This is a genomic window from Streptomyces sp. NBC_01537, from assembly GCF_045040445.1.
Lineage (GTDB): Bacteria > Actinomycetota > Actinomycetes > Streptomycetales > Streptomycetaceae > Actinacidiphila.
On sequence record NZ_CP109392.1, the window covers coordinates 3627348 to 3653852 of the forward strand.

Here is a 26505-nt window from a genome sequence, read left to right on the forward strand (position 1 = left end):
TCACAACGCCTCGGCGCCCAACGCCGCCGCCAGCACGTCCGCGTCAGCCGTGGGCGCGGCGCACACGAAATGCCGGCAGACGTACGCGGCCGCCCGGCCGTCCACCAGCGGCCGGTCCGCCAGCAGCGCGAACTCCTCGCTGCCCGGCTCGCCTGCGGCCACCACCGCCCCCGGCGCCGTCCCGAGCAACGCGATCCGGTGCAAGGCTGCGAAGCCCGCGTCCCCGGCCGCGCCCACCACCGCGACCTCCCGGGGCCCGTCCACCGCGGCCTCCGCCACGGCGAGCCCCCAGCCGATGAAGCGGGGCACCCGCCCGGCCAGGGCGCCGACGACGCCGAGGGCGGCCTCGGCGGCGTCGCGGTGCGTGGCGGAGCCGGTGTAGGCGGCGTACGACAACAGGGCGCCGGCCGCCGCCGTCCACCCGGAGGGGGCCGCGTTGTCCGTGGGGTCCTGGGGCCGCCGGATCAGGGCCTCGGCGTCATCGGCGGTGTCGTAGAGGGTGCCCTCCTCTCCGACGAAGTGCCGCAGTACGGAGTCGAGCAGCAGCCCGGCGAAGTCGAGCCACACGCCCTCCCCCGTGACGGCGGCCAGCGCGAGGAAGCCCTCGGCGACGTCGCCGTAGTCCTCCAGGACGCCGACGTGCGCGCCCGCGGCGCCGTCGCGGGAGGTCCGGGCGAGCCGGCCGTGCTCGTCCATGTGGACCCTGACCAGCAGATCCGCCGCGTCCACGGCGGCGGCCACCAGATCGGGCCGTTCGAAGTACGCCCCGGTCTCGGCGAGCGCGGCGACCGCGAGCCCGTTCCAGGCGGCGACCACCTTGTCGTCGCGCCCGGGGCGCGGCCGGGCCTCCCGGGCCGCGAGCAGCCGCTGCCGTACGGAGGCGATGCGCTCGGCGTCGGCCAGCTCGCCGCCCACGAGCCGCAGCACGGACGCGCCCTCCTCGAAGGTGCCGTCCTCGGTGACCCCGAAGTGCTCGGCGGCCAGGGCGGCGTCGGCCTCGCCGAGCACCTCGCGGAGCTCGTCCGGGGTCCAGACGTAGAACGCGCCCTCGGCGTGCGTGCCGTCGGCGCGGTCGCTGTCCGCGTCCAGAGCGGAGGCGAACCCGCCCTGGGCGGTGCGCAGTTCCCGCACCATGAAGTCGGCGGTCTCCAGGGCGACGCGGCGCGCGAGGTCGGAGCCGGTGGCGCGCCACAGGTGGGCGTAGACCCGGCACAGCAGCGCATTGTCGTAGAGCATCTTCTCGAAGTGCGGCACGAGCCAGTCCCGGTCCACCGAGTACCGCGAGAAGCCGCCGCCGAGCTGGTCGTAGATGCCGCCGCGGGCCATCGCCTCGCAGCTGTCGTGCGCCATCTGCAGCGCGCCTTCCGCGCCGGTGCGGGCGTGGTGGCGCAGCAGGAACTCCAGGGCCATGGACGGCGGGAACTTCGGGGCGCCGCCGAATCCGCCGCGTACGGAGTCGTACTCGCGGGTCAGCCCGAGCAGCGCCGCCGCCAGTTCGGACTCGCCGGGCGGCGCGGTGCCCCCGTAGGCCAGCGACCGCCCGCCCAGGTCCTTGACGACCCGCGCGGCGACCTCGGCGACCTCGTCGCGGCGGTCGCGCCAGGCGGCGTGCACGCCCTCCAGCACCTGGCGGAAGGAGGCCATGCCCTGCCGGGGCTCGGGCGGGAAGTAGGTGCCGAAGTAGAAGGGCTCGGCGCCGGGGGTGAGGAAGACGGTCATGGGCCAGCCGCCCTGGCCGGTGGCGGCCTGGACGGCCTCCATGTAGACGGCGTCGACGTCGGGCCGCTCCTCGCGGTCGACCTTGACCGGCACGAAGTGCTCGTTGAGGTAGGCGGCCGTGGCCTCGTCCTCGAAGGATTCCCGCGCCATGACATGGCACCAGTGACAACTGGAATATCCCACGCTCAGCAGCACCGGCACGCCCCGCTCGCGGGCCTGCGCGAAGGCCTCGTCGCCCCATGGCCACCAGTCGACAGGGTTGTCGGCGTGCTGGAGGAGGTAGGGGGAAGTGGAACCGCTGAGTCGATTGGCCATGTTCCCAGCCTCACACACAGCGGGCGGGGTGGCGGACCACAGGGGGGAGACGTCTTGACGACGCGATTGCGGGCAGCACACCGGGCCGAGGTCGAACAACTGCTGGAACGGAGCATCGGGGCCGGGCCGCTGCTGGAGCGCGCGTGGGCCGCGCTGGACGAGATAGCGGAGGCGGCGGACGCGGAGTACGCGGCGTACGTACAGGCGCCGGGGCAGGAGCGGCAGCGGATGCCGACCGGGCCGGTGCTGGTCGCGGCGGCGGGCGCGGTGGCGGCGTTCGCGGCGGACCTGGGGCTGGGCGCGTCGGCGGGCACGGCGGCCGGGACGGCGGCGGCGGTGGCCGTGGTGGGGGCCGGAGCGGCGGTGGCGCTGAGAGCGACGGGGGGCGCGCCGGAGCGGTCGCCGGAGCAGGCCCGGGAGCAGGCGCGGCAGCGGTGGCTGGCGGCGGTGGAGGAGCGCGGGGTGCGGCCGTTCGTGGAGCGGCAGGGGGTGGAGGCCTCCGCGCCGGCCGAGGCGGTCCCGGCCGCGCCCGCGCCCGCTGTGAAGGCGGTGCCCGCGCCGCGCCGTACGGACCGGAGCGCGGCGGCCCGCGCCCGGAGCCTGCTGGAGCAGTCCTTCGGCCATGTCCCGGACGTGGACGGGCCGTTCACCGGCCGCAAGGACCAACTGCGGCAGATCTCCCAGTGGGTTCACCAGGCGCGGGTCTCGCCGGACGCCGGGCCGGTGGTGGTCGTGCTGCACGGGCCGAGCGGCTCGGGCCGCTCGGCGCTCGCGCTGCACGCCGCCCGGCAGTTGCGCGACCAGTTCCGTGGCGCCTGCGTCGTGGACGTACGCGGGGCGGCCTCCGACGAGCCGCCGCTGTCCACGCGCGACGCGCTGCTGCACCTGCTCAATCGTTTCGGCGCGCCCCGCGAGCAGTTGCTGTTCCGCGAACGGCCGTCGCACGAGCAGCACTTGCGGCGCCTCAGCGAGCAGTACCAGAAGCACCTCACCGGTGTCCCGGTCATCGTCGTCCTCAACGACGCCACCGACCCCGGCCTGATCCGCGCCCTGGTCCCCCGGCACTCCGAGAGCCTCGTCCTGGTCACCACCGCCGAGCCGATCGACCTGCCGGCCCCGGGCGCCCGGGTGCACACCCTCGCCGTCGAGCCGCTGGACTCCGACGCCTCGTACGAACTGCTCACCGCCTACGCCGCCCCCGGCTCTCTCGACCCACGGGCCGCCGAGGAAGTCCGCCGGCTCTGCGGCGGGCTGCCGCTCGCCCTACGGGTCGCCGGATCCGCCCTGGGGCACCGCTCCGTCGGCCGGCTCGCCGCCGACCTTGCGGTCTACGGTCCGCAGGATCCCGTCGACCGCGCGCTGGCGCTGCGCTACCACGACCAGCCCGACGCCTCCCGCCGCCTGCTGCGCAGACTCGCCCTGGCCGGCCGCGCGAGCCTCGGCGGGGCGGCCGCCGCCGCGCTGCTCGCCACCGACGAGCAGGAGGCCGACCGCCGGCTGCGAGACCTCGCCGACGCCGGGCTCATCACCCACGTACGCGGCAGCCGCTACCGCCTGCACGACCTCGTACGGAGCTTCGCCCACGACCGGCTGCTCGACGAGGAGGAACCCGCCGAGCGCGCCGCCGCCCACGAACGCCTGATCCGCAACTACGCCGAGCTCGCGGGCTCCGTCATCCGCCTCGTCGAGGGCCGGACCTCCACCCGCGCCGACTTCTCCGCCAACGCGGCCGCCCGGCACGGTTTCACCTCCCTCGACCTCGCCCTGCGCTGGCTGGACGACGAGTCCAGCTTCATCACCGCCGCGCTGCGCCACGTCGAGGGCGTCGACCAGCGGGCCGTACAGCACCTGCTGGGCGCCCTGTGCGACTACTGCGTGCTGCGCGGCGACCTCTACCGGCTCGGCGAGATCAACGACCTCGCACAGCGGTACCAGGACCTGGCCACCGCGGCCGGGGGCGGATCCTCGGCCCAGGCGCCGGACAGCCCGGCCCTCATCCGTTCCGTGCAGTGGCGCACCGGCATCGCGGCCCGCCAGCTCGGCGAGCTCGACAAGGCCCGCTCCACGCTGTCGTCGGTGGTCAACCTCTACTTCGACGCCCAGCACCCCTCGGGCGCCGCCCGCGCGCTCAGCAGCCTCGGCATCACGCTGCAGCAGCAGGGCAACCTCCCCGAGGCCGAGGAGAAGCTCCGCGAGGCCCTGGCCCTGCAGGACGGCGACGACACCCGCGGCGACCGCGCCTGGACCCTGCACGCCCTGGCCGCCGTGGTCCGCGACGCCTGCCGCCTCACCGAGGCCCGCGCGCTGCTGGAGGAGTCGCTCGTCCTCCACCGCGAGAGCGAGAGCGCCAACGGCCAGGGCTGGGCGCGCCTCCAGTTCGGCCAGCTCCTCCTGCGCACCGGCGACGTGACGCGCGGCGAGGAGCAGCTGCACTCCGCCTTCGATTCCTTCACCGCCACCCGCGACGCCCGCGGCCAGGCCTGGGCCACCACCCAGCTCGCCCGTGCCCAGCTCCTGCACGGCAACCCCCAGGCCGCCGCCCAGCAGCTCAGCGACGCCCTCGTACGCCACCGCGCCTGCGAGGACGCCCGCGGCGAAGCCTGGTCCCTCTACTACCTCGGCCACACCCTTGAGGAATCCGGCGACCTCGACGCCGCCCTGCGCTCCCTCGAACGCTCCCGCACCATGTTCTCCCGCATGCGCGACGTCTACGGCCTCGCCTGCGCCCGCCACCACTCCGCCCGCGTCACCCGCGACCAGCGCGCCGCCCGCACCGGCAACCTGCGCAACAGCGGCTTCGCCCGCCAGCTCCTCCAGGACGCCCGCCAGGACTTCCACCGCATCGGCGTCCCCCACGGCGAAGCCTGGACCTGCCTCGAACTAGCCGTCATCGACGCCGGCAACACCCGCGTCCCCGAGGCCCTCGCCCTCACCGAACAGGCCGAGCACCTCTTCGCCTCCATCGGCGACCGCCGCGGCCTCGACTGGTCCGTCTTCCTCCAGTGCACCCTCCGCCCCCTCCTGTCGCAGGAGCAGGCCGCCCGCGCCCGCACCGACCTCGCCGCCCTGCTCGCCGACACCTACGAGGCCCGCGACCTCGACCTCGAGGAGTACGCCGACGCCTTCGCCCTGCTCCTCGACCGCGGCATCCCGGTCGGCTCCCCCTGGCGCGCCTGGGAACTCGGCATGATGCCCTCGCGCGGAGCGCGCACGGTCCTGGCCGTCGCGGGCGCATGACGGCCTGCGGCGGACTGCTGGTCTTCGCGCCGCAGCAACTATTCATCGCGCGTATACACCATGTGTATAGTGCTGTGGCATGGCTACCGCAACCGCGTCCCGTCGCGACACCCCCATCACCGTCCTCGCCGCGACCGTGGGCTTCGGGCTGCTTCTCGGCTGGGCAACGTACGGCCTGCACGGGACGACCCCCCTGCTGGAGCGGGCGACCAACTCGGTGTCCACCTGGATCATCTGGACAGCCGCGGCCGGCGCTCTGATCCGTGTCCGGCCGCTCGCCGTCTGGGGCGGCGCGTTGATGATGCTCGCCACCTGCGGCAGCTACTACGCCTCATCCGCGCTCGGGGACACGTTCGGGGCCGCAGGGCTCGGAACCGCCGCCGTGTGGTCGGTGGCAGGGCTGGCCGGAGGGCCGCTGCTGGGGTGGGCCGGATGGACGGTACGGCGCGGGCGGGGGGACGTGCGGGCGGTGGCCGGGGCGGTCATCACCATGGTGGTGCTGGGGGAGGCATCCTGGCTGGGTCTGACGCTCCACTACTGGGGACAGGCAGTCGTCTTCCTGACCGTCGGCGCGCTGCTCACCGCTCTCCTGACTGCCTACCTGGCGCGTGCCGGGGTGCACCGCTACTGGCTGTGCACCGTGCTCGCTCCCGTGGGCGGTCTCGCCTTCCACCTCGCCGAGGAGGGCATCCTCAACGGCCTGCTCGGATCGGTATGACTCCGTTCAGAACTCGCTCGTGTCGAGGTCGAACCCGAGAGGCTCAGGGAGAGTGATCACCTGGGAGATCTCGACCTCCGCCCTGATGGCGTATCGCTCACCTCGGGGCTGGGTGTACAGGGTGACTATGCCCGCAGCCCGGTCAATGAGTAGGTATGCCGGGATCCCGGCACGGGCGTAACCGCGAAGCTTGGCACCACGATCGCGGTCTCCGGTGCTGCGCGACGTCACCTCGGCAACGAGCACTACAGGGGACGGATCGTAGTACTCCACCTCGAACGGATAGCTCCGCTTCGGAACGATCACCACATCAGGGATGACCTTCCCGCTCATCGAGGCACCGGGAATCCTGAGCCCGATGTTGGTGAAGCGCGTCAGATCCTTACGGTGATCACGCACCTGGCCTGTCAGCTCGGAGATGATCTCCTCATGTTCCGAATCCACGGGAGGCCTGACGTGGATTTCCCCTTCGATCAGCTCCACGCGCCATCCCTCGGGGACGGTCGCGCTCACCCTGTCGAAGGTGTCCTCCAGCAGTGCGGCTGCGGCCATGCGCGGCGGACCTCCTTCGCAGGGAGCGACCGGGCCTGGGTCACCCCGCCCGGCTACTCCTCGCGCTCGGCCTTGCCGGAGCCGGACGCGGGCGCGCCCGCCGTCGCGGGAGGAGCCGCCGGAGCCTGCGGCTCCTCCGGCGGCGTCTCGTCGAAGTCGATCTTCTTGAACTGCTTGGCCATGTTCTTCATGAGCCACCACAGGGCGAGCCCGATGAAGGCGAAGATCACGAAGCCCAGAAGACCGGGCGTCACCTTGTTCTCGTCCAGGTCCTTCACCGCGAGCGGGACGAGCTGGGCGGCGGCCGTGCCGAATGTCGAAGTCACGGGACCCATTGTCTACCCGGCCTCGCGGACGCCCGCAAAGAGGTCGTCCTCGGGGAGCGAGGTGTCGACGCGGGACTTGGCGAGCTCGTAGTCCTCGGTGGGCCAGACCTCCTTCTGGATGTCCATGGGGACGTGGAACCAGGCGCCGTCGGGGTCGATCTGGGTGGCGTGGGCGAGGAGCGCCTTGTCGCGGATCTCGAAGAAGTCGGCGCAGGGCACGTGGGTGGTGATCGAGCGCTCGGGGCGGTCGAAGGACTTCCAGCGCTCCAGCCACTCGCCGTACGGGGACTCCAGGCCGCGAGCGAGAAGCGCCTCGTGGAGGGCGACGGTGCGCTGCCGGTTGAAGCCCTGGTTGTAGTAGAGCTTGAGCGGGGTCCAGGGCTCGCCGGCCTCGGGGTACCGCTGGGGGTCACCGGCTGCCTCGAAGGCGGCCATGGAGATCGTGTGGGTCATGATGTGGTCGGGGTGCGGGTAGCCGCCGTTCTCGTCGTACGTGGTGATCACGTGCGGCCGGAACTCGCGGATGAGCCTGACGAGGGTGCCCGCCGCCTCGTCCACGTCCTGGAGGGCGAAGCAGCCCTCGGGGAGCGGGGGCAGGGGGTCGCCCTCGGGGAGGCCGGAGTCGACGTAGCCGAGCCAGGCCTGCTTCACGCCGAGGATCTCGCGGGCGAGGTCCATCTCCCTGGCCCGGACCTCGTGGATGTGCTCCTCGATGTAGGTGTCGCCCTGGAGCTTGGGGTTGAGGACGGACCCGCGCTCCCCGCCGGTGCAGGTGGCGACCAGGACGTCCACCCCCTCGGACACGTACTTCGCCATGGTGGCCGCGCCCTTGCTCGACTCGTCGTCGGGGTGGGCGTGGACGGCCATCAGTCGCAGCTGCTCGGTCAAGGCGGGATCCTCTGTCATCGGTCGCGGACGCGGCTTCTATAGTGACCGAAACGAGGAGCTGTTTAATCCCGGAGCCCCTCCCAGGAGGACCACCGACATGACCGCCGTGCGCGAACAGCTCCCGGAGGGGCGTTACGGACGCGGCTCCGACGCCGACGCGCGGGCCGACCGCACCCTGAAGCGGGTCGGGATCGTGCTCGGGGCGATCGCGCTGGTGCTGGTCGGCTGGTTCGGCTGGGCGAAGATCACCGGTACGCAGGTCAGCGGCGAGGTGATCAAGTTCCAGGTGGTCTCGGACGCGGCGGTGCAGGCCCATATCGAGGTCCTCAAGGACGCCGGGACCACCGCTGTGTGCACGCTGCGCTCGGTCTCCGAGGACGGCGACGAGGTCGGCCGCCGGGATGTGCGGCTGAGTGCGCACAAGACCCAAATCGATACTGTGGTCACCATTCGCACAACAGCCCGGGGAACGAGCGCCGAACTGGTCGGCTGCCAGCCCGCCTGACGCTTCCGCGACGTATCCCTCTCGCCCTTTGTGGGCGGAAATTGTTACGCTCGTGGTTTCGCCCACCCTCGAAGACGCATCTTTGTGGGTAGGGCGTTCATTTGTAAGTAAGAGGCCGCGCCGATGGGGAGCGCGGGAGAAGGAGCGGGGCGAGGGGCAAGCCTGGCAAGGCGGAGGAGGGAGACGCGGCGGAGCTGCGGCGACCGACGACAACGCCGCCAGGCGCCGCCCATCATCCCGCGACGCCGCGCGCCCCACCGGCGCGGCCTCTTAAGACCGAGTACCGACGAGGAGCACCTGTGACCCAGACCAGCGACAGCGTCACCTGGCTGACCCAGGCGGCGTACGACCAGCTCAAGGCCGAGCTGGAACATCTGTCGGGTCCCGCACGCGCCGAGATCGTCGCCAAGATCGAGGAAGCCCGCCAGGAAGGCGATCTCAAGGAGAACGCCGGATACCACGCGGCACGCGAGGACCAGGGCAAGCTGGAGCTCCGGGTCCGTCAGCTGACCCAGCTCCTGGAGCACGCCAAGGTGGGCGAGGCTCCCGCCGACAACGGCGTGGTCGCTCCCGGCACCGTCGTCACGATCGCCTTCGACGGCGACCCGGACGACACCCTGACCTTCCTGCTGGGCTCGCGCGAGTACGTGTCGGACGACCTGGACACCTACTCGCCGCAGTCCCCGCTCGGTTCGGGTGTCAACGGCAAGAAGGCGGGCGACGACGCGTTCTACGAGCTGCCCAACGGCAAGAAGGCCTCGGTGAAGATCCTCGCGGTCAAGCCGTACCAGGCCTGAGCCCGAGCCCTCGGTGCCCCCGGTCTCGTACATCTCGTACAGGCCGGGGGCACCGTCGCGTCAGGACGTGACCAGGACGTGGTCAGGAGGTCGCCGAGCGGTACTTGCGCACCGCCAGCGTCCGGAAGACCACGATGATCAGGACCGACCAGATCAGCGAGGCCCACACCGGGTGCTGCATCGGCCAGGCACCGGAGGAGGAGACCCCGGGGTTGCCGAACAGCTCACGGCAGGCCTGCACGGTGGCGCTGAACGGATTCCAGTCCGCGAGGTGCCGCAGCCAGGGCGTCATCTGGCTGGAGTCCACGAAGGCGTTCGACACGAACGTCAGCGGGAACAGCCAGATCAGCCCGCCCGAGGTGGCCGCCTCGGGGGTACGGACGGAGAGGCCGATGAGCGCGCCGATCCACGAGAAGGCGTAGCCGAGCAGAAGCAGCAGGGCGAAGCCGCCCAGCGCCTTCGGTATGCCCTCGTGCACCCGCCAGCCGACGATCAGGGCGACGACGGCGAGCACGAGCAGGGTCAGGGCGGTCTGCACGGAGTCGGCGAGCGTACGTCCGGTGAGGACCGCGCCGCGGGCCATGGGCAGGGAACGGAAGCGGTCGACGAGGCCCTTGTGCATGTCGTCGGCGATGCCGGCCCCGGCGCCGGCCGTGGCGAAGGTGACGGTCTGGGCGAAGATGCCGGCCATCAGGAATTCGCGGTAGACGGCCGGGTCGGTGGTGCCGCCGACGTTCATCGACCCGCCGAAGACGTAGCTGAAGAGCACCACGAACATAATTGGCTGGATCATGCCAAAAATGATCATCTCCGGGATGCGCATCATCCTGATCAGATTGCGCTTGGCGACCACGAGCGAGTCGCGTACGGACTGGCTGACCGGGTTGCGCGGCTGCGCCGCGGCAGGCTGGGCGGCGACGGTGGCCGTCATTCGCTCTCCTCCTCCTTGAGCTCCGCGGCGTGCCCCGTGAGCGAGATGAAAACGTCGTCCAGGGTCGGGCGGCGCAGCCCGATGTCGTCGATCTCGATGCCGCGGGTGTCCAGCTCCCGGATGACCTCGGCGAGCAGCTTCGCCCCGCCGGTCACCGGGACCGTGATCTGCCGTGTGTGGTCCTGGACCTTCAGCTCGCCCTTCCCGAAGCCCCGCAACACCTCGGTCGCGGGTGCCAGGTCATCGCGCTCGTGCACGACCACCTCGACGCGCTCGCCGCCCGTCTGGGCCTTGAGCTGGTCCGAGGTGCCGCGTGCGATGACCTTGCCGTGGTCGATGACGCAGATGTCGTGCGCGAGGCGGTCCGCCTCCTCCAGGTACTGCGTGGTGAGCAGGAGCGTCGTGCCGCCCGCCACCAGGTCCTGAATCACGTCCCACAGCGCCATCCGGTTGCGGGGGTCCAGGCCGGTCGTCGGCTCGTCCATGAACATCACCGGGGGCCGCACCACCAGTGCCGCCGCCAGGTCCAGGCGGCGGCGCATACCGCCGGAGTACGTCTTCGCGGTGCGGTCGGCGGCCTCCGCGAGGTTGAACTGCTCCAGCAGCTCCCCCGCCCTGGCCTTCGCCGCCTTTCCGCTCATCTGGTAGAGCTGCCCGACCATCTGGAGGTTCTCCCGGCCGGTCAGATACTCGTCCACCGCCGCGAACTGGCCCGACAGGCCTATCTGGCGGCGTACCTCGTTCGGGTGCCGCAGCACGTCGACCCCGGCCACGACCGCCTTGCCGCTGTCCGGCTTCAGCAGCGTCGTCAGCACGCGCACCGCCGTGGTCTTGCCCGCGCCGTTCGGACCCAGCAGCCCCAGCACCGTGCCCTCGGGCACGTCCAGGTCCACTCCGTCCAGTGCGCGTACGTCTCCGAAGGTCTTCACGAGGCCTTCGGCATAGATGGCGCCCGTCATCCCGTCTCTCCTGTCCAGGGTTTACCTCAGCGCGAGCGAGCCTCCCAGACGCGATATATCGCGTCAACCCTTTTTCCCGCGACTGCGGCATTCCCCTCCACGGTGCCATGGGCCACTGACAGTGGCCCATGAGCTGCGCCCCGTCAGCGCACCGCGTAACCCGCCGCCCGAAGCGCCACCGTCACCGCCTCGCAGTGCTCGGGCCCCTTCGTCTCGAGCTGGAGGTCGACCTCGACCTCCGTGAGCCCCAGCCGGGGATCGGTCCGCACATGGCCGACGTCGAGCACGTTCGCGTCGTTCGCCGACAGCACCTCGAGCAGGGCGGCCAGGGCGCCCGGGCGGTCGGTCAGCCGGATCCGCAGCGAGAGGTAGCGTCCGGCGGCGGCCATGCCGTGGCGGAGGATGCGCTGGAGCAGCAGGGGATCGACGTTGCCGCCGGACAGGACGGCGACGACGGGCCCCTCGAAGGCCCCGGGGGCGGCCAGGAGCGCGGCGACGGGGCTGGCGCCGGCGGGCTCGACGACCTGCTTGGCGCGCTCCAGGCAGAGCAGGAGCGCGCTGGAGAGGTCGTCCTCGGAGACGGTACGGACCTCGTCGACAAGGTCGCGGATGACGGCGAAGGGGACATCGCCGGGCCGTCCGACCTTGATGCCGTCGGCCATCGTGGCGACGGCATCGAGCTGTACGCACCGCCCGGCGGCCAGCGAGGGCGGGTACGCGGCCGCGCCGGCCGCCTGGACGCCGACGACGCGCACGTCGGGCCGCAGGGTCTTGACGGCGATCGCGACCCCGGCCGCGAGACCGCCGCCGCCGATGCCGACAACGATCGTGCGCACCTCGGGGCACTGTTCCAGGATCTCCAGGCCGACCGTGCCCTGCCCGGCGATGATGTCGGGGTGGTCGAAGGGGTGGATGAAGACGGCGCCCGTCCGCTCCGCATGCGCCTGCGCCGCGCGCAGCGACTCGTCGACGACCTGGCCCTGGAGCCGCACTTCGGCCCCGTACTCCCGCGTCGCCGCGATCTTCGGCAGCGGCGCGCCCACCGGCATGAAGACGGTCGAGCGCACCCCGAGCAGGGAGGCGGCCAGCGCCACGCCCTGCGCGTGGTTGCCGGCGCTGGCGGCCACGACGCCGGCCGCGCGCTCCTCGGGGCTCAGCCCGGCGATGCGCACGTAGGCCCCACGGATCTTGAAGGAGCCCGTACGCTGCAGGTTCTCGCACTTGAGGTGCACCGGGGAGCCGACCAGGGCGGAGAGGTGGCGGCTGCCCTCCATGGGCGTCATGCGCGCGACGCCGGAGAGCATCTTGTGGGCGCCACGGATGTCGTCGAGCGTGATCGAGTGTGCCGCGGGGCCATGCGCAGGGCTTTGCATGGGGCCCAGTGTCGCAGCCCGGCCGGGGTGGCCTGAAACGTACGCAGTCGTCGCGCAAGTACGGTCCAGCCACAGCGCATGATCCGCGCGTGCGCGCGGCAACGTACCGGCTCCGACCTTCTTTTCCGCGGCGGGGTCCGGGCCGCATCTCCTCCGCGTACTCTTCTCCCAACCTTCGCAGGACCGACAGAACGCGAGCTTCCGGCCATGCCCATTCCATCGGAGACAACGACCGACCTCCTCGAGCGCCTGCAGCACCAAGTCGCGCTCTTCGCCCGGCGCGCGGAGCAGACCCGCCTGGGTGGGGTGGGCAAGGCCCGCAACTCCATGGACCGGGCCGCCTATCTGCTGCTCAACCGCCTCGACCTCGAAGGCCCGATGGGTGTCAAGGCACTCGCCGAAGGCATGGGAATCGACTCCTCCACCGTCACCCGCCAGGTCGCCCCGCTGGTCGACTCGGGCCTGGTCAAGCGCACCTCGCACCCCGAGGACGGGCGCGCGGTCGTCCTCGCGCTCTCCCCGCGCGGACGTTCACGTCTTGACGAGGTACGGGCCTCCCGGCAGCAGCTGATGGCCGTTGTCACGGAGGGCTGGAGCGAGGCGGAGCGCGAGACCTTCTGCGAGCTCCTGGGCCGCTTCAACATCGCTCTTTCCGACTACCACTCGTCGGTCACCCAGCCGGACGAGCAGCCTTCCTAGCCGCCCTCCTGCCAGCCCTCTTGACCTGAGGCATCGCCCTGCCGTCCCATGGCGCTGTGGGACAGCGCCGGGCTGCAGCCGAACGCCTGCGCAGCGCCGAGTTCGCCGCCTTCGCGGCCGGCGCGGCCGGGCGGCTCCTGCATGCCGCCACCCTCCTCACGGGCGACCCCGCCGCCGACGCCCTGCTCTGCGCGGCGCTGTCGCGCACCTACGCGGACTGGTACCGCATGCGCGGCGAGGACCCCTACGCCTACACGCGCGCCGACCTCGTACGCCGCTACGCGCACCGTCCCTGGTGGCACCGCCCCGGCGACGGGGTGCTGGCCCGGCTCACCCCGCAGGAGCGGCTGGTGGTCGTACTGCGGCTCTTCGAGGGCGTCGCGGAGGAGCAGACCGCCGCCCAGCTCGGCCTGCCGGCCGACCGCGTACGGGCCATCTGCCTGCGGGCGACCGCCACGCTGCGCAGCCGCCCGACAGCGCGCGGTGCGGTGCTGGCGCCCCCCGGGCAGCCGCAGGCACGTTGATCATCCGGCCCGTTCGAAACGTGTCGATTACGTTTCCACAAAGTGAAACCGAAACCCTTGACGCCTGACCGGACATACGGCTGTTATTACTCCCACGCCTGTTCGGTTGCGTTGGTTTCTGAGTGGTTCGGTGTCCCCCCGAACACTCTTGCCGTGCGGGCATACACGTCAGGAGTACGGAATGCGCCCCTCACCCTCTCCCCTCCACCTCCCTGGCCCGAGCCGCCGCAGCGTGCTGCGCGGCGTCGGCGGCGCAGTGGCACTCGGAGCGGGAATTCCGCTGCTGAGCGCCTGTGGCGGCAGCTCGACCTCGTCCGACAGCAAGACGGTCACCCTCGGCTCCAACGGCTCGGACGCGGTGCCCAAGAAGGCCTACGCGAGCGTCTACAAGGCGTTCGAGGCGTCCTCCGGGATCAGCGTCGACGTCAACACAAAGGATCACAACACCTTCCAGGAGTCGATCAACTCCTACCTCCAGGGCACGCCGGACGACGTGTTCAACTGGTTCGCCGGTTACCGCATGCAGTTCTTCGCGGCCAAGGGCCTGTCGACGCCGATCGACGACGTGTGGAAGACGATCAGCGGCAACTTCCCGACCGCCATGCAGGACCTGAGCAAGGGTGCGGACGGCAAGTTCTACTTTGTGCCGCTGACCACCTACCCCTGGGCGATCTTCTACCGGAAGAGTGTCTTCAAGAAGTACGGCTACGAGGTCCCGACCACCTGGTCCGCCTTCATAGCCCTGTGCCAGCAGATGAAGAAGGACAACCTGGTCCCGATCGCCTTCGGCGACAAGGACGCGTGGCCCGCCCTCGGCACCTTCGACCAGATCAACTGCCGCACCAACGGCTACGACTTCCACATCTCGCTGATGAAGGGCGAGGCGTCCTGGACCGACGCCAAGACCCGCGCCACGTTCGACAACTGGACCGAGATCCTCCCCTACCACCAGGACGGCTCCGTCGGCCGCACCTGGCAGGACGCGGCGCAGTCCGTGGTCTCCAAGAAGGCCGGCATGTACCTCCTGGGCATGTTCGTCGCCCAGCAGTTCACCAACGCCGCCGACCTGGCCGACCTGGACTTCTTCCCCTTCCCCGAGATCGACCCGTCCTTCGGCCAGGACACCGTCGAGGCGCCCACCGACGGCTACATGATGAGCAAGAGCCCCAAGAACCACGCCGGCGCCGTCAAGCTGCTGGAGTTCCTGGGCACCCCGAAGGCCGAGGAGACGTACCTCAAGGCCGACCCGAGCGTCGTCGCCGCCTCGGACAAGGCCAGCACCAGCGCGTACTCCGCCCTTCAGAAGAAGGGATACGACCTGATCGCGGGCGCCAAGCACCTCACCCAGTACATGGACCGCGACAGCCGCCCCGACTTCACCTCGACCGTCATGCAGCCCGCCATGCAGAACTTCATCCGCAACCCCAAGGGCATCGACAGCCTGCTGTCGTCGATCGAACGCCAGAAGAAGACGATCTTCGCCTCCTCATGAGTTCCCAGATCACCGGGACCGGGACCGGAACCCCCAGCACCCCGGAGGCGGCCGCCGCGCCGCCTCCGGGCACCCCCGGAACAACCGCCGTCAAGAAGCGCCGGGTGCCCCAGGGCCACCGGCGCCTGCTCACGCGGCGCGACCGGCTCACGCTCGGCCTGATGGCCGGCGTGCCGACGATCCTGCACGTCGCCCTGGTGTGGGTCACGGCGCTGGCGTCGATAGCCCTCGCCTTCACCACCTGGGACGGCATCGGCTTCAGCTCCATCAAGTGGGTCGGGTTCGACAACTTCCAGCAGCTGTTCAACGACAACCCGCAGTTCTGGCCGGCGGTCCAGCACAACGTCATCTGGTTCGTCGTGCTGTTCCTGATCCCGACCCCGTTCGGCCTGTTCCTGGCCGTGCAGCTGGACAAGAAGATCCGCTTCACCCGGATCTACCAGGCCGCGTACTTCCTGCCGGTCGTGCTGTCCATGGCCGTCATCGGGTTCGTGTGGCAGCTCGTCTACAACCCCGACACCGGCCTCATCAACAGCGTCATCGGGGCCAACAAGCCGGGCCACTACATCGACTGGATCGGCGACCCGAACCTCAACCTCTGGGCCATCCTCGTCGCCGCCGCCTGGCGGCACGCCGGCTACATGATGATCCTCTACCTCGCCGGCCTGAAGGGTGTGGACCCCTCGCTGCGCGAGGCCTCCGCGCTGGACGGCGCCAACGAGTGGCAGACGTTCAAGAACGTCATCTTCCCGGTGCTCCGGCCGATCAACACCATCGTGCTGGTCGTCACCATCATCGAGTCGCTACGCGCCTTCGACCTGGTCTACGTCTTCAACGGCGGCACCCAGGGCACCGAGTTGCTCTCGATCCTGGTCACCAACAACATCATCGGCGAGTCCAGCCGCATCGGATACGGCTCCGCTATCGCCGTAGTCCTGCTGCTGATCTCCCTCGGCGTGATCATCCCCTACCTGATCAGCACCTTCCGGAAGGAGCGGCGAGCATGAGCGCCTCCGTTGCCGTTCCACGCAAGACCGGGCGGGTCCGCCCGGCCCGGGTGCTGCTGCACGTCTTCCTCGCGAGCACCGCGCTGGCCTGGCTCGCGCCCCTGCTGTGGGCGCTGTACGCCGCCCTGCGGCCGTACGAGGAGACCAGCACCAAGGGCTACGTGTCCTGGCCCGACAAGCTGAGCCTGGACAACTTCACCAACGCCTTCACCCAGTCCGGCATGACGCACTACTTCGTGAACACGCTCATCATCGCCGTCCCGGCGGTGCTGCTGACCCTGTTCCTGTCGTCCTGCGTCGCCTTCTACGTCAGCCGCTTCGACTTCCGGATCAACCTGTCGCTGCTGCTGGTCTTCACCGCCGGCAACCTGCTCCCCCAGCAGGTCATCATCACCCCGCTCTACCGGCTCTACCTGCTGGTCGACCTGCCCGGCATCACGGTCTCCGGCAAGCTCTACGACTCCGCGCTCGGCCTGGTCCTGATCCATGTGGCCTTCCAGTCCGGCTTCTGCGCGTTCGTCCTGAGCAACTACATGCGCTCCCTGCCGCACGAGCTGACCGAGGCCGCCCTGGTGGACGGCGCCTCGGTGTGGCGGCTGTACTGGCAGATCGTGCTGCCGCTGTGCAAGCCGGCGATGGCCGCGCTGGCCACCCTGCTGTCGATCTGGATCTACAACGACTTCTTCTGGGCCGTCGTCCTGATCTCCACCGGCGAGAACATGCCGATCACCTCGGCGCTGAAGAACCTCTCCGGCCAGTACTTCACCGACCCCAACCTGGTCGCGGCCGGCGCGCTGCTCACCGCCATCCCCACCCTGATCGTCTACTTCGCCCTCCAGCGCCAGTTCGTCAGCGGACTGACCCTGGGCGCGAACAAGGGCTGATCGAGCCGATCGACCCCATACGCCGGACGGGCTGAAATCCTCAGCCCGTCCGGCGTTTCCACGCCTCAGAGGCCTCACCCAGAGAGAAGCACCATGACGCACCACCCCGAACTGCGGCTCCCCGGCCTCGCCTACGGCGGCGACTACAACCCCGAACAGTGGCCGGAGGAGATCTGGGCCGAGGACATGCGCCTCATGCGCGAGGCCGGCGTGACCATGGTCAGCGTCGGCATCTTCTCCTGGGCCCTGCTCGAACCCGCCGAGGGCGTCTACGACTTCTCGCGCATGGACCGCCTCCTGGACCTGCTCCACGACAACGGCATCGCCGCCGACCTCGCCACCCCCACCGCCGCCCCGCCCGCCTGGTTCTTCCGCGCCCACCCCGAGGCCCTCCCGGTCGACCACGACGGGCGCACGCTGTCCTACGGCAGCCGCCAGACGTTCTGCGCAAGCAGCCCCGCCTACCGCAAGGCCGCGCTGCGCATCGCGGGCGTACTGGCCGAGCGGTACGCCTCGCACCCGGCCGTCGTCATGTGGCACATCCACAACGAGTACGGCTGCCACAACGCCGCCTGCTACTGCGACACCAGCGCGGCCGCCTTCCGCCGGTGGCTGCGCGCCCGCTACGGCGACGACCTGGCCGCCCTCAACCACGCCTGGGGCACCACCTTCTGGAGCCAGTGGTACTACGCCTGGGACGAGATCCTGCCGCCCCGCGCGACAGGCGCCGTACCGAACCCCACACAGCAGCTGGACTGGCGCCGCTTCTGCTCCGACGAGCTGCTGTCGCTGTACACCGCCGAGCGGGACGTCCTGCGCGCGGCGGATCCCGAAATCCCCTGCACCACCAACTTCATGGTGATGCAGAACTTCGACGCCCTGGACTACTGGCGCTGGGCCCCGCAGCTGGACGTCGTCTCCAACGACCACTACCTGATCTCGACCGACACGCAGTCGCAGATCGACATCGCGCTCAGCGGCGACCTCATGCGCTCCCTCGCCGGCGGCCCCTGGCTGCTCATGGAGCACTCCACCGGCGCCGTCAACTGGCAGCCCGTCAACCGCGCCAAGACGGCTGGCGAGATGCGCCGAAACGCGCTCGCGCATGTCGCCCACGGCGCCGACGGCATCGCCTTCTTCCAGTGGCGCGCCGCCAAGGCCGGCGCCGAGCAGTGGCACTCCGCGATGCTCCCGCACGCCGGCACCGACAGCCAGATCTGGCGCGACACCGTCCAGCTCGGCGCCGACCTCGCCGCCCTCGCCGAGGTGCGCGGCAGCACCGGCGACGCCTCCGTCGCCATCGTCTGGGACTGGGACGCCCGCTGGGCCCTGGAGCTGCCCTCACAGCCCAGCGAGCTGCTGCGCTTCCAGGAGCTCGTACGGGACTGGTACGCGCCCTTGTGGCGGGCCGGCATCGGCGTGGACTTCGTCCGGCCGGGCGACTCCCTCGACGGCTACAAGCTGGTCCTCGCCCCCAGCCTCTACCTCGTCGACGACGCCGGAGCGGACAACCTGCGGCGCTTCACCGAGGCCGGCGGCACCCTGGCCGTGGGCTTCCACAGCGGCGCCGTCGACCCCAACTGCCACATCCGCCTCGGCGGCTACCCCGGCGCCTTCCGCGACCTGCTCGGCGTCCGCACGGACGAGCTGTTCCCGCTCCTTCCCGGCGAGACCGTCGGCCTCACCGGCGACGTGCCGCCCGGGGCCACGGCCGACCTGTGGAGCGAGCGCGTACGCGTCCAGGCGGCCGGCGCCGAGGTCGTCGCCTCCTTCGCCGACGGCCCCCTTGCCGGCGTCCCCGCCGTCACCCGGCACGGCCGCGCCTGGTATCTGGCCACCCACCCCGACCCGGCCACCCTCGCGGCCCTGCTGGGCCGCATCACCGCCGACGCCGGAGTACGGCCCGCGCACGCGCATGCCGTCCCGGCCGGCGTCGAGGCCGTACGGCGCCGGGGCACCGACGCCGACTACCTCTTCCTCATCGACCACACCGGCTCCGGCGCCGAGATCGTCGCGGACGGCCTCGAACTCCTCACCGGCAAGCCTGTCTCCGGCTCCCTCACCCTGCCCCCGGGCGGCGTGGCCGTCGTACGGGAGCCGCGCTCCTCTTGACCCGCCCTCCTCCTTGCGGTGCCATGGCCACATGGACCGCAAGGAGGAGCAGGTCCGCCGCCTGCTGGACACCCCCCACCCGGCGGTCGCCGCCGACCTCGCCGCCCGCGCCGCCGACCGCGGCCGCCGCCTCCTGCGGCGCCGCCGGACGGCGCACCTGGTGCTGGGGGTGCTGCTGCTGGCCGCCGTGATCACGGCCATCGTGCTGCTCGCGATGTGGTGGCCGACGCCGGACCCGCTGGACACGACGCCGTCAACCGGCTTCTGAGGGGACCTTTCCCCCTGCGCCCCTCGCGGGCGCTTCGCTTGCTTCGGCCCGCTGCGCCGGCCTCCGGCCGCCGAGGTCGCAGGCAACCATGGGCGCTGCCTCTGGACTCCGAACGCCCTCCGGGCGTGTCCTCAAACGCCGGACGGGCTGAAATTCAGCCCGTCCGGCGAGGTGGCCGAAAACCCCAGCTCAGCCGCCCAGCGCCTGCCGCAGGTCCGCGAGCAGGTCGTCCGCCGACTCGATGCCGACCGACAGCCGGACCAGGTCGGCCGGGACCTCAAGGGCTGAGCCGGCCGCCGAGGCGTGCGTCATGCGCCCGGGGTGCTCGATGAGCGACTCGACGCCGCCGAGAGACTCGCCGAGCGTGAAGAGCCGCGCCCGGTTGCAGACCTCGACCGCCGCTTCCTCGCCTCCGGCCACCCGGAAGGAGACCATGCCGCCGAAGGCCTTCATCTGCTTCACCGCGATGTCGTGCCCGGCGTGCTCGGGAAGCCCGGGGTAGTAGACCTGCTCGACCCTGGGGTGCGAGCGCAGCAGTTCCGCGACCTTGGTCGCGTTCTCGCTGTGCCGGTCCATGCGCACGGCGAGCGTCTTGATGCCGCGCATCACCAGCCACGCGTCGAAGGGCCCGGCGATCGCCCCCATCGCGTTCTGGTGGTACGCCAGCTCCTCGCCCAGCGCGGCGTCGGCCGCGACGAGCGCGCCACCGACGACATCGGAGTGCCCGCCCATGTACTTGGTCGTGGAGTGCACGACGACATCCGCGCCCAGCGCGAGCGGCTGCTGCAGATAAGGGCTGGCGAAGGTGTTGTCCACGACCAGCCGCGCGCCCGCGTGCCGCGCGATGTCCGCCAGCACCTCGATGTCGGTGATGCCGAGCAACGGGTTGCTCGGCGTCTCGACCCAGATCGCCTTCGTCTCGGGCCGGATGGCCTGCCGTACCGCCGCCGGGTCCGAGGTGTTGGCCACCGACCACCGCACACCCCACCGCTCGGCGACCTTGGCGAACAGCCGGAAGGTGCCGCCGTACGCGTCGTCCGGGATCACCACGTGATCGCCCGGGGCCAGGATCGTACGCAGCAGGCAGTCCTCCGCCGCCAGCCCCGACGCGAAGGCCAGGCCGCGCCGGCCGCCCTCCAGCGCGGCGAGGTTCTCCTCCAGCGCGGTGCGGGTCGGGTTCGCGGAACGGCTGTACTCGTAGCCGCCGCGCAGCCCGCCGACCCCGTCCTGCTTGTACGTGGAGACCTGGTAGATCGGCGTCACGACGGCGCCGGTCTGCGCGTCGGCGGCCTGGCCCGCGTGAATGGCGAGGGTCTCGAAGTTCTGGTGCTGCTGCTGGTGCCTGTCGGTCATGCCGTCGAGCGTAGTGCTCGCCGTGGGGCGCGGCGCGCCAACCGCCGGGGCCGACGCCCGGATCGACACACGCCCGCAACACCCGGCGCCTTCCGGGCGGATAAATGCGCAGGTCAGCACCTATTGCGGGCACAGTGCGTTCTGGTACATCCGCCGGCTGCGCGACATCGCCGTAGCGAACGCCGCCCGCAGCCGCTGAGGGGAATCCACCACCCCGCCCATACGTTGACCGGATACATCATCCGTCCCGCCCAGGAGGAGCACCGCATGCTGTTCAGCCGCACGCCCCGGCTGCCCACCCTCGACGAGGCCCTCCCCGGCCGCGCCACCCCCGGATTCGCCCTCCCCGCCCGCCACACCGTCCTCGGCAACCCCCTCGCCGGCCCCTACCCGGACGGCCTGGCCATCGCCGACTTCGGCCTCGGCTGCTTCTGGGGCGCCGAGCGCAAGTTCTGGCAGACCCCCGGCGTCTGGACCACCCTCGTCGGCTACCAGGGCGGCCACACCGCCAACCCCACCTACGAAGAGGTCTGCTCCGGCCTCACCGGCCACACCGAAGCCGTCCGCGTCGTCTACGACCCCGCCCTCGTCTCCTACGAAGCCCTCCTCAAGGTCTTCTGGGAAGCCCACGACCCCACCCAGGGCTTCCGCCAGGGCAACGACACCGGCACCCAGTACCGCTCCGCCGTCTACACCCACTCCCCCGCCCAGTCCGCCTCCGCCGACGCCTCCCGCGCCGCCTACCAGCCCGTCCTCACCCGCGCCGGCTACAGCGACATCACCACCGAGATCCTCCCCGCCGGCCCCTTCTACCCCGCCGAGCCCTACCACCAGCAGTACCTCGACAAAAACCCCGCCGGCTACTGCGGCATCGGCGGCACGGGCCAGTCCTGCCCCATCGGCGTGGCGAAGACCGACGGCTGACCGGCTGAAGGTCACTCGTTCGGAGGGCGGCAGCCAGTTTGCGCTGAGTAGGGTGGTCGCGAGGAGCAGGATCTCACCCATGGGAGAAACCATGACCAGCCCTGCCGCCAGGCGGCCACTGATTCCGCAGCCGCCCTCAACCGTCACGGCCCTCCGGCAGGCTGTCGCCCAGATCGCTCCCGCAGCCCTTCCCGCTTTCACCCGCGAGCTCGACCAGGCAGCCGACACCGCCCGGCAGGAGTCGGACCTGCTTCCACTCCGACGGTTCATCGCCCAATGGGCGGCCTACGTACACATCCAGCGGCTACCGCATCTCGCCCAACGGCTGCGGCAACTGGAAGACACCGCCGCCACGGGCGACACGGCCCAGGCCAGGTCCGCCGCTGCCGAGATCGGCCACATGCTGGACGAGGCACACACAGCGGTCACCCCGCCACAGCGGTGAACGATGCCTGGCGCTGGGAGTACGACCCAGACTGCGCACACGTGACCGATGGCATTCCTTCGGAGACCGTCACCGAAGTTGAGCGTCTTGCCGATCAACTCGTCGAACTCGCCCACGTGGGTGTCGACCTTGCAGACGTTGGGAACGGACCGCGCCCTGGCGGCCTGCGCCGCATGGACGCCGCAGGCGGGTGGTTCTATTTTCTGGTCGCCCCCAGAGGAAAGTTGATCATCGTCGTCAGGATTGTGCCGCCTGTGCAGAGTTTGTGATCGCGAGCCTGGCCTCGCGCAAAGCGTCCGGGCCGCGTGCCAGTCGATGCCAACTGGATCCGCTTGAGATCCGCCCACAGAACACGGAGCAATACCGCTTGTGCAGTTAATGCCAGAGGCTGCAGCCACCAGCAGTACCTCGACAAAACCCCGCCGGCTACTGCGGCATCGGCGGCACGGGCCAGTCCTGCCGGATCGGGGTAGCCAAGACCGACGGCTGAACCAGAGTGGCCGACAGGCGAAAGCTGACCCGACTGCTTGCGGCCCTCGGCGCCGACGAACCACAGGTCTGGGCGGAATCGGAAGCTGACGAAAACATCCCTCAGGTAGCCCGCTACCGGCTTCTACGGGGGCTGGCGCAGGACATCCGAGCCTGGAACGAGGCATCCGTCGGTGCTCTCGGCGAGAACCCAGGCGCAGAGGGCACCGCCATCGGCCGTGCCCTGGAACTCGGCGTCACCCCGCAGGACCTGAGCAAGATCGCCCGCCTGATCGCCCGCGAGACCACCTTCAACGTGCTGTACCGGCTGGCCGACCCCGACAGCGATGATCTCCAGCCCGACCTCCGCAAGGAACTGCCGGGCTGGGTCCTCGTAGAAACAGCCACCGCCCGCTCGACGCACCCCACGAGGACCTTCTCGCCATGGCCCCGATCGACGACGACTAAGCGGAGGACCCCGGTTCCGTGAGGAACCGGCCTGCTTGCGCAGCGATCAAGCCATTGTGAGGGTCAGCCTGCATGACCGCGGCTCCCGAGTCGCAGATCCCCCCATGGCGATTTCGGGGGCAAGGACAAAAGCGTTCGGCGGCCTGGGTCAGTGGTGGGGCGTTCTGGCCGGCTTTCTGTTGATAGCAGCATGGGTGAACTCGGCCGCCGGGCCAGCCGTGGTGATCGTGCTCTCGGCGCTCACGGCCGTGTGGTGCTTCTTCCAGGCACCCGTGACGTGCGGTGCACCGGTACGCGGGCGTGAGGACGGTTGCCGCAACAACGCGTCCGGGCTCCTCTTGGGCTGTCACATCCGGCAGCACCGCTGGCAGAAGCTAAGGATGCTCATCCTCCGCCGCCAGATTCGCGCGTTCTGCGCGGGCCTGTTCTCGGACGGCAAGGCCACCATCGTCACGCTGGCGGGCGTAGGCAGCTTCGTATCCGCCCTCGCAGCCCTTGTCCCAGGCGTGGTCGTTCACTGACCGGGCCTTGGCCCGGCTCGTTCGGCGGCTTCGAGAACCTGGCCGGCGTCCTGGAAGAGCTCGGGCTCCGGTACTCGCTAGAGCTCATGAGCGAGGACGACCAGCACATGAGACACCTGACCAACTGACACCGCCCCGCGGCCGATTTCCGAACTACAGGCGGGTCGGTCGACGATGCATGCTCGGCTGGCCAGTCGGTTGGCTGGAGTCGGTGACGGTCGGCTGCGGTCGCGGTGGTTGCTGCACTTCGGTGCCGTACAGCTCTGACAACAGACCTTCGCGTTGCGCACGTACCCAGTGGTTGCGGTGGACCTGCTCGACCCGAAAGCCATGGAGGACAAGCACCCGTTGGCCCCTCGCAGCGCACACGGAGTTGAGAGGCGGTTCCATATCTGCTCGCTCTATGCGGTGTGCGACGCCATCGCGATAGACCAGCTCAAGAGATTGTCGGTCCTCCCAAGCGCCTGCGCGGTGGTGACCGAAGACGCGAACGCCACCGTCCGGGGTCACCCCCGACACGCCAATGATCAAGAACTGGAACGGCCCCTCGCCACGAACGGCAGGCTGTCCGTAGGAGTCAAGCGCCATACCCGCATCGTCGTGGCGACTCAGCTCAACCGCAAGTGTGTATCTCCCTGTGTGGTGGCCGCGTCGTTCGGGAGTAGCGCCAGCCGATCACAGCGGGCGGTCTCCTCGCGGGCGTAGTTCCTTGGCGCCGGAGGCCCTGGCACGCCCTTCGGTCAAGGTTTGGGCCATTCGAGGAAGCCCTGGATCACGGGATCGGGTTCTCCGGTCATCGGGTCCAGCCCCGCCAGATACCGGCGTTGCTGCTCGCGCCAGTGCACGAAGGGTTCGACGCGTCCCCACAGCGACTTGTCGCTGAGTGGGCACTCGTCGAACTCAGCAAGCATCATCCGTCTCACGAACTCGACCATGCCGCAGTCGAACATCGCCCATCGCGGTCGGCCGTGGCGCCTCCACACCACCACCGGCCAACGGTCCGGGTCCGCGCCGGCCATGAGCCAGCCCATCTCGTTCGCATTGCAGCCAGTGCCCCAAGCCAGGACAGCGTCCGCGCCCAGGGAAACACCGCGTACTCCGCCTTCCTCATCCCAGATAGCACGCAAGGTCTCACTGTGCTCACTAATGCTGCCTGGATCCCACTGGGGATATTCGACAGGGAGCGGAAGCAGAATGCCCAGCTCCCCGATGTCCCCACCGCCGTAGACAGCCATGAACGACTTGTAATCGCTCGGCAGCTTGGCACCCAACGTTCCCTCGGCTGTCGACCAGTCGAGCTGCTCATCCGCTCCGTGATCCGCTGGCACGATTCTGAGAAGTGCCTCAACAGCGGGATGTACGGCCATGAACTCGCCCCTCCAAGCAATGTGGCTGCTCACCCTGACCAGGCTCAAAGCGTGACCGACGGCCGTGGGGCTTTCGCAACCGACCCCCTCGATGCAGAACCAAGGGCAGGACGGTCGCTGAGGTCTGTACGGCTGGTCAGCCGGCTGCTGGGGGCCATGGTGTAGCGGGCTACACCACGGATTCGGGTGAGCGGTCCCTCGTGGCGGCGAGCGGGCGACGGGATCGTAGTCGGCAGAGATCGAAAGAGACCTACGCGTCCCCGTCCCGAAGGAAAATCCCGTGAAGTCGCTGCTCGCCGCCGTGAAGTCGTTCGTCGCCAACCTGCTGCTCTGGTCGTTCTTCGTGGGCGGCCTCGCCGCGAGCACCGCCTCCGGCACCGTCCTGGACGGCACGCAGAAGAGTGTGGCCACCTACGCGGGCATCGCCGTCTCGATGCTGGCGGGCTCGCGCATCGCGAAGAAGCCGAGGATCAAGGCGTTCCTGTCGAAGCCGTCCACGCTCTGGTTCCTGTTCCTGTTCAACGGCGGCGTGGCCGCGTACTGCTACTTCACCATGGACGGCGTGAAGGGGATCGCAACCGCCGCCGGCATGAGCCTGGTCTCGCTGGGCGCGGCGGGCGGCCTCATCGCGGGCCGCAAGAAGCCGGCCGGGGCCGGGGCCCAGCACCGCGCCTGACCTGCACGGCAAGCCGCAAGTCGCAAGCCCGCAAGCCCGCAATTGACGTCAAGACAAGCCGATGGTGACTCCCGCAGTCACCTGCAAGGCCAATCGATGAAGGGACCCCTTCCATGACCGCGATCCGCCGACGTGGACGCCGTATTGCCGCCATCGCCACCGCCGCAGTGGCCGTCACGCTGACCGCCGGACTCGTCACCGGCTGCGACAGTGTCGACAAGTCACTGGGCTGCTTCCAGAACGCCGACACGATCGCCGACAGCCTCAAGGCGATCCATGAGGCCGGCGTGGACGCGGCGAACGACCCCACGCAGACCGACAAGTCCATCGACACCATCGACAAGAACCTCGACAAGATCAGCGACAAGACGGACGACGGCAAGGTCAACAAGGCGGTCGACAACCTCAACGAGGCGATCAAGGACTACAACAAGGCCATTTTGAACGGCGACACCAATCCGGACTCCAGCAAGATCGACGACGCGGCCGCCGAACTGAAGAACGTCTGCACGTCTTGACGTGCTCCCCGGCCTTTAGTTATCCACCGGGGATTCCTGCCACGGTCGCGTGACCGCCTGGGTGGCTTCCTGCTTCAACACGCTGTGCCGGGATTCTCGCCCTGGTCTTACCTGCGCTCTGCGAGGCGTTTAGCCTGTCCGCCCGTCCGGCGGCCAGAGTGTTGTGTGCCGCGCTCTCGTCGCGGTCGTGGACGGTCCCGCACTCCTTGCACGTCCATTCCCGGACGTGGAGGGGTTTGGGGCCGTCCTTGATGCCACACACGGAGCAGTCCTGGGAGGTCGGCTCGAACCGGCCGATCTTCCCGAAGTTCAGATACCGCTATCGGGGGCTGCGGCTGCTGGCGCAGTCGAATGGGCGGGTGTTCCTGATCCCGGACCAGTGGGCACCGGGTAACGGGAACTGCCTGATGCTGCCGGTGGATTCGGATACCCGGTTCCAGTTCCAGGCCGGGTGAGACG

General features: G+C 70.1%; 29 protein-coding genes and 1 pseudogene. 20 read left to right on the forward strand and 10 right to left on the reverse strand.

The window, feature by feature from the left end; genetic code table 11:
- Window positions 1–2034: a thioredoxin domain-containing protein gene (locus OG607_RS16510; protein WP_405723927.1), complete on the reverse strand. Its 2034-nt coding sequence runs from the start codon at window positions 2032–2034 to the stop codon at window positions 1–3.
- Between the two features lie 54 nt (window positions 2035–2088).
- On the opposite strand from OG607_RS16510, the gene OG607_RS16515 reads away from it, so the two are divergent.
- The gene (locus OG607_RS16515) at window positions 2089–5271 is read left to right on the forward strand and encodes a tetratricopeptide repeat protein (protein ID WP_405723929.1); all 3183 of its coding nucleotides are present in this window, start codon (window positions 2089–2091) and stop codon (window positions 5269–5271) included.
- 79 nt (window positions 5272–5350) lie between these two features.
- Entirely contained in the window at window positions 5351–5989 is a 639-nt protein-coding gene (locus OG607_RS16520; protein ID WP_405723931.1) for a DUF6518 family protein, read from the forward strand.
- Between the two features lie 6 nt (window positions 5990–5995).
- On the opposite strand, the gene OG607_RS16525 is transcribed toward OG607_RS16520, so the two are convergent.
- Genes OG607_RS16525 through mca form a run of 3 tightly spaced genes read right to left on the reverse strand, consistent with a single transcriptional unit; the run spans window position 5996 to window position 7755 of the window.
- Window positions 5996–6541 (reverse strand): Uma2 family endonuclease, encoded by a 546-nt coding sequence (locus OG607_RS16525; protein ID WP_405723933.1) that lies wholly within the window; start codon window positions 6539–6541, stop codon window positions 5996–5998.
- A 53-nt stretch (window positions 6542–6594) separates the two neighbouring features.
- Window positions 6595–6867: a hypothetical protein gene (locus OG607_RS16530; RefSeq protein WP_405723934.1), complete on the reverse strand. Its 273-nt coding sequence runs from the start codon at window positions 6865–6867 to the stop codon at window positions 6595–6597.
- Between the two features lie 12 nt (window positions 6868–6879).
- Window positions 6880–7755 carry a mycothiol conjugate amidase Mca gene (gene mca, locus OG607_RS16535; RefSeq protein WP_405723935.1) on the reverse strand — a complete coding sequence of 292 codons (876 nt, stop codon included), beginning with the start codon at window positions 7753–7755 and terminating at the stop codon, window positions 6880–6882.
- Window positions 7756–7852: 97 nt separating this feature from the next.
- On the opposite strand from mca, the gene OG607_RS16540 reads away from it, so the two are divergent.
- Both OG607_RS16540 and greA read left to right on the forward strand, forming a co-directional pair.
- A complete protein-coding gene (locus tag OG607_RS16540; protein WP_405723936.1) occupies window positions 7853–8260 on the forward strand; it encodes a DUF4307 domain-containing protein in 408 nt (135 codons plus the stop codon).
- A 299-nt stretch (window positions 8261–8559) separates the two neighbouring features.
- Entirely contained in the window at window positions 8560–9057 is a 498-nt protein-coding gene (greA, locus tag OG607_RS16545; RefSeq protein WP_405723937.1) for a transcription elongation factor GreA, read from the forward strand.
- Window positions 9058–9139: 82 nt separating this feature from the next.
- Here the strand turns inward: greA and OG607_RS16550 are convergent, their stop codons facing one another.
- The 3 genes from OG607_RS16550 to ilvA form a co-directional block, all read right to left on the reverse strand.
- On the reverse strand, window positions 9140–9988 hold the full coding sequence (locus tag OG607_RS16550; protein WP_405723938.1) for an ABC transporter permease: 849 nt from the start codon (window positions 9986–9988) through the stop codon (window positions 9140–9142).
- On the reverse strand, window positions 9985–10947 hold the full coding sequence (locus OG607_RS16555) for an ATP-binding cassette domain-containing protein (RefSeq protein ID WP_405723939.1): 963 nt from the start codon (window positions 10945–10947) through the stop codon (window positions 9985–9987). Before OG607_RS16555 ends, OG607_RS16550 begins: the two co-directional genes overlap by 4 nt.
- A gap of 143 nt (window positions 10948–11090) precedes the next feature.
- Window positions 11091–12320, reverse strand: a complete 1230-nt coding sequence (gene ilvA / locus OG607_RS16560; RefSeq protein ID WP_405723940.1) for a threonine ammonia-lyase — start codon at window positions 12318–12320, stop codon at window positions 11091–11093.
- A 207-nt stretch (window positions 12321–12527) separates the two neighbouring features.
- Between ilvA and OG607_RS16565 the strand changes: the two genes are divergently transcribed.
- From OG607_RS16565 to OG607_RS16595, 7 genes are all read left to right on the forward strand, one after another.
- Window positions 12528–13019 (forward strand): MarR family transcriptional regulator, encoded by a 492-nt coding sequence (locus OG607_RS16565; protein ID WP_329313205.1) that lies wholly within the window; start codon window positions 12528–12530, stop codon window positions 13017–13019.
- 56 nt (window positions 13020–13075) lie between these two features.
- Window positions 13076–13543 carry a sigma factor-like helix-turn-helix DNA-binding protein gene (locus OG607_RS16570; protein ID WP_405723941.1) on the forward strand — a complete coding sequence of 156 codons (468 nt, stop codon included), beginning with the start codon at window positions 13076–13078 and terminating at the stop codon, window positions 13541–13543.
- A 181-nt stretch (window positions 13544–13724) separates the two neighbouring features.
- A complete protein-coding gene (locus tag OG607_RS16575) occupies window positions 13725–15035 on the forward strand; it encodes an ABC transporter substrate-binding protein (protein WP_405723942.1) in 1311 nt (436 codons plus the stop codon).
- Window positions 15032–16042, forward strand: a complete 1011-nt coding sequence (locus OG607_RS16580; RefSeq protein ID WP_405723943.1) for a carbohydrate ABC transporter permease — start codon at window positions 15032–15034, stop codon at window positions 16040–16042. Before OG607_RS16575 ends, OG607_RS16580 begins: the two co-directional genes overlap by 4 nt.
- Window positions 16039–16926: a carbohydrate ABC transporter permease gene (locus OG607_RS16585; RefSeq protein WP_405723944.1), complete on the forward strand. Its 888-nt coding sequence runs from the start codon at window positions 16039–16041 to the stop codon at window positions 16924–16926. Before OG607_RS16580 ends, OG607_RS16585 begins: the two co-directional genes overlap by 4 nt.
- Window positions 16927–17019: 93 nt before the next feature.
- Window positions 17020–19038, forward strand: a complete 2019-nt coding sequence (locus tag OG607_RS16590) for a beta-galactosidase (RefSeq protein WP_405723945.1) — start codon at window positions 17020–17022, stop codon at window positions 19036–19038.
- A gap of 31 nt (window positions 19039–19069) precedes the next feature.
- Window positions 19070–19306 carry a hypothetical protein gene (locus OG607_RS16595; RefSeq protein WP_405723946.1) on the forward strand — a complete coding sequence of 79 codons (237 nt, stop codon included), beginning with the start codon at window positions 19070–19072 and terminating at the stop codon, window positions 19304–19306.
- A gap of 189 nt (window positions 19307–19495) precedes the next feature.
- Here OG607_RS16595 and OG607_RS16600 read toward each other — a convergent pair whose 3' ends face one another.
- Window positions 19496–20659, reverse strand: a complete 1164-nt coding sequence (locus tag OG607_RS16600; protein ID WP_405723947.1) for a cystathionine gamma-synthase — start codon at window positions 20657–20659, stop codon at window positions 19496–19498.
- 267 nt (window positions 20660–20926) lie between these two features.
- On the opposite strand from OG607_RS16600, the gene msrA reads away from it, so the two are divergent.
- The 6 genes and pseudogenes from msrA to OG607_RS16630 all read left to right on the forward strand — a co-directional run bounded on the left by msrA (window position 20927) and on the right by OG607_RS16630 (window position 23485).
- Complete coding sequence (gene msrA / locus OG607_RS16605) at window positions 20927–21583, forward strand: peptide-methionine (S)-S-oxide reductase MsrA (RefSeq protein WP_405723948.1); 657 nt, start codon at window positions 20927–20929, stop codon at window positions 21581–21583.
- A 91-nt stretch (window positions 21584–21674) separates the two neighbouring features.
- Window positions 21675–22028, forward strand: coding sequence for a DUF6247 family protein (locus OG607_RS16610; RefSeq protein ID WP_405723949.1), 354 nt, complete (start codon window positions 21675–21677; stop codon window positions 22026–22028).
- A gap of 41 nt (window positions 22029–22069) precedes the next feature.
- Complete coding sequence (locus OG607_RS16615) at window positions 22070–22297, forward strand: hypothetical protein (protein ID WP_405723950.1); 228 nt, start codon at window positions 22070–22072, stop codon at window positions 22295–22297.
- Between the two features lie 126 nt (window positions 22298–22423).
- Window positions 22424–22518, forward strand: a pseudogene (locus OG607_RS16620) (peptide-methionine (S)-S-oxide reductase); the annotation flags it as partial.
- 6 nt (window positions 22519–22524) lie between these two features.
- Window positions 22525–22986: a hypothetical protein gene (locus OG607_RS16625; RefSeq protein WP_405723951.1), complete on the forward strand. Its 462-nt coding sequence runs from the start codon at window positions 22525–22527 to the stop codon at window positions 22984–22986.
- A gap of 82 nt (window positions 22987–23068) precedes the next feature.
- A complete protein-coding gene (locus tag OG607_RS16630) occupies window positions 23069–23485 on the forward strand; it encodes a hypothetical protein (RefSeq protein WP_405723952.1) in 417 nt (138 codons plus the stop codon).
- 740 nt (window positions 23486–24225) lie between these two features.
- On the opposite strand, the gene OG607_RS16635 is transcribed toward OG607_RS16630, so the two are convergent.
- Window positions 24226–24852, reverse strand: coding sequence for an SMI1/KNR4 family protein (locus tag OG607_RS16635; protein WP_405723953.1), 627 nt, complete (start codon window positions 24850–24852; stop codon window positions 24226–24228).
- A gap of 280 nt (window positions 24853–25132) precedes the next feature.
- Here OG607_RS16635 and OG607_RS16640 point away from each other — a divergent pair, with 280 nt between their 5' ends.
- Both OG607_RS16640 and OG607_RS16645 read left to right on the forward strand, forming a co-directional pair.
- Entirely contained in the window at window positions 25133–25528 is a 396-nt protein-coding gene (locus OG607_RS16640; protein WP_405723954.1) for a hypothetical protein, read from the forward strand.
- Window positions 25529–25641: 113 nt separating this feature from the next.
- Window positions 25642–26046, forward strand: coding sequence for a hypothetical protein (locus OG607_RS16645; protein ID WP_405723955.1), 405 nt, complete (start codon window positions 25642–25644; stop codon window positions 26044–26046).
- A gap of 19 nt (window positions 26047–26065) precedes the next feature.
- Here the strand turns inward: OG607_RS16645 and OG607_RS16650 are convergent, their stop codons facing one another.
- Entirely contained in the window at window positions 26066–26308 is a 243-nt protein-coding gene (locus OG607_RS16650) for a zinc ribbon domain-containing protein (protein WP_405723956.1), read from the reverse strand.
- On the opposite strand from OG607_RS16650, the gene OG607_RS16655 reads away from it, so the two are divergent.
- Complete coding sequence (locus tag OG607_RS16655) at window positions 26298–26501, forward strand: hypothetical protein (RefSeq protein ID WP_405737503.1); 204 nt, start codon at window positions 26298–26300, stop codon at window positions 26499–26501. The two genes, OG607_RS16650 and OG607_RS16655, sit on opposite strands and share 11 nt — an antisense overlap.
- Window positions 26502–26505: the final 4 nt, after the last annotated feature.

What these genes read in the sequence shown, in the direction of transcription:
- ilvA (WP_405723940.1), bottom strand. Translation starts at nt 12,320, where the DNA reads ATGCAAAGCCCTGCGCATGGCCCCGCGGCACACTCGATCACGCTCGAC.
- OG607_RS16585 (WP_405723944.1), top strand. Translation starts at nt 16,039, where the DNA reads ATGAGCGCCTCCGTTGCCGTTCCACGCAAGACCGGGCGGGTCCGCCCG.
- OG607_RS16550 (WP_405723938.1), bottom strand. Translation starts at nt 9,988, where the DNA reads ATGACGGCCACCGTCGCCGCCCAGCCTGCCGCGGCGCAGCCGCGCAAC.
- OG607_RS16655 (WP_405737503.1), top strand. Translation starts at nt 26,298, where the DNA reads ATGCCACACACGGAGCAGTCCTGGGAGGTCGGCTCGAACCGGCCGATC.
- OG607_RS16565 (WP_329313205.1), top strand. Translation starts at nt 12,528, where the DNA reads ATGCCCATTCCATCGGAGACAACGACCGACCTCCTCGAGCGCCTGCAG.
- OG607_RS16540 (WP_405723936.1), top strand. Translation starts at nt 7,853, where the DNA reads ATGACCGCCGTGCGCGAACAGCTCCCGGAGGGGCGTTACGGACGCGGC.
- OG607_RS16595 (WP_405723946.1), top strand. Translation starts at nt 19,070, where the DNA reads ATGGACCGCAAGGAGGAGCAGGTCCGCCGCCTGCTGGACACCCCCCAC.
- OG607_RS16610 (WP_405723949.1), top strand. Translation starts at nt 21,675, where the DNA reads ATGACCAGCCCTGCCGCCAGGCGGCCACTGATTCCGCAGCCGCCCTCA.
- msrA (WP_405723948.1), top strand. Translation starts at nt 20,927, where the DNA reads ATGCTGTTCAGCCGCACGCCCCGGCTGCCCACCCTCGACGAGGCCCTC.
- OG607_RS16600 (WP_405723947.1), bottom strand. Translation starts at nt 20,659, where the DNA reads ATGACCGACAGGCACCAGCAGCAGCACCAGAACTTCGAGACCCTCGCC.
- OG607_RS16590 (WP_405723945.1), top strand. Translation starts at nt 17,020, where the DNA reads ATGACGCACCACCCCGAACTGCGGCTCCCCGGCCTCGCCTACGGCGGC.
- OG607_RS16525 (WP_405723933.1), bottom strand. Translation starts at nt 6,541, where the DNA reads ATGGCCGCAGCCGCACTGCTGGAGGACACCTTCGACAGGGTGAGCGCG.
- OG607_RS16635 (WP_405723953.1), bottom strand. Translation starts at nt 24,852, where the DNA reads ATGGCCGTACATCCCGCTGTTGAGGCACTTCTCAGAATCGTGCCAGCG.
- OG607_RS16630 (WP_405723952.1), top strand. Translation starts at nt 23,069, where the DNA reads ATGGCGATTTCGGGGGCAAGGACAAAAGCGTTCGGCGGCCTGGGTCAG.
- OG607_RS16555 (WP_405723939.1), bottom strand. Translation starts at nt 10,947, where the DNA reads ATGACGGGCGCCATCTATGCCGAAGGCCTCGTGAAGACCTTCGGAGAC.
- OG607_RS16510 (WP_405723927.1), bottom strand. Translation starts at nt 2,034, where the DNA reads ATGGCCAATCGACTCAGCGGTTCCACTTCCCCCTACCTCCTCCAGCAC.
- OG607_RS16520 (WP_405723931.1), top strand. Translation starts at nt 5,351, where the DNA reads ATGGCTACCGCAACCGCGTCCCGTCGCGACACCCCCATCACCGTCCTC.
- OG607_RS16645 (WP_405723955.1), top strand. Translation starts at nt 25,642, where the DNA reads ATGACCGCGATCCGCCGACGTGGACGCCGTATTGCCGCCATCGCCACC.
- OG607_RS16580 (WP_405723943.1), top strand. Translation starts at nt 15,032, where the DNA reads ATGAGTTCCCAGATCACCGGGACCGGGACCGGAACCCCCAGCACCCCG.
- OG607_RS16575 (WP_405723942.1), top strand. Translation starts at nt 13,725, where the DNA reads ATGCGCCCCTCACCCTCTCCCCTCCACCTCCCTGGCCCGAGCCGCCGC.